Origin of the sequence: Staphylococcus sp. HMSC36A10, assembly GCF_001838845.1 — a bacterium.
GTDB lineage: Bacteria > Bacillota > Bacilli > Staphylococcales > Staphylococcaceae > Staphylococcus > Staphylococcus aureus.
Window position 1 is genome coordinate 2670 of the sequence record NZ_KV839123.1, and the last position, 811, is coordinate 3480.

Sequence of the window (811 nt, forward strand, 5' to 3'; positions counted from 1 at the left end):
AGGGAATTTAAAAGGTTCATCAGTTGGATATAAAGAAATTGAATTTACTTTCGTGGAGAAAAAAGGTGAAAATATATACTTTAGTGATAGTCTACATCTTGAACCAAGTGAGGATAAATAAACGTGACCAATAAAGAGTATGAAATCGAACCCGGAAAAATAACAAGTAATTTTGTAGAAACTAGCGCAACATCAAATATATGAGAATAGTCAAATTATAAGTAATTAACAACGTATGTTATTTCAAAATAGGTATTAACCTAAATAAATAACAATATTTTAAATTTAATAGATTGCTTGTATAATTTTTGATAATATTAAAGTGAAAAGTGTTATAAAATGTTGAAAATATGCAATTCACAAAAACAAATCATACAAAAAGAAGAGAGTTGTGATACGGTGAAGCGTTTTAAAAAAATAGTTTTAAGTATTAGTTTACTATTTTTAACAATTTTTATTGGGGGTTGTGGCATGGGTAAAGAAGCGGAAATAAAGAAAAGCTTTGAAAAGACATTGAGTATGTATCCAATTAAAAATCTAGAGGATTTATACGATAAAGAAGGTTATCGTGATGATCAATTTGATAAAAATGATAAAGGAACGTGGATTGTTCGTTCGTCAATGTCGATTCAACCTAATGGAAAAGATATGAACGTAAAAGGCATGGTTTTATATATGAATAGAAATACAAGAACAACAAATGGTTATTACTATGTTGATGTTATAGAAAGAGAGGATAAAGGTATACATCGTGATAACGAAAAAAGGTATCCAGTAAAAATGGTCGATAATAAAATCATTCCAACAAAAG

At 27.6% G+C, this 811-nt stretch carries 1 protein-coding gene and 1 pseudogene; both read left to right on the top strand.

Translation table 11 applies throughout. The features are described 5' to 3' along the window. The coding region (locus tag HMPREF3247_RS15000; protein WP_257245484.1) for a Csa1 family protein at nt 1-121 on the top strand (121 nt) is incomplete at its 5' end. Nucleotides 122-339: 218 nt separating this feature from the next. Next, nucleotides 340-811 (top strand): annotated as a pseudogene (locus HMPREF3247_RS10465) (tandem-type lipoprotein); the annotation flags it as partial.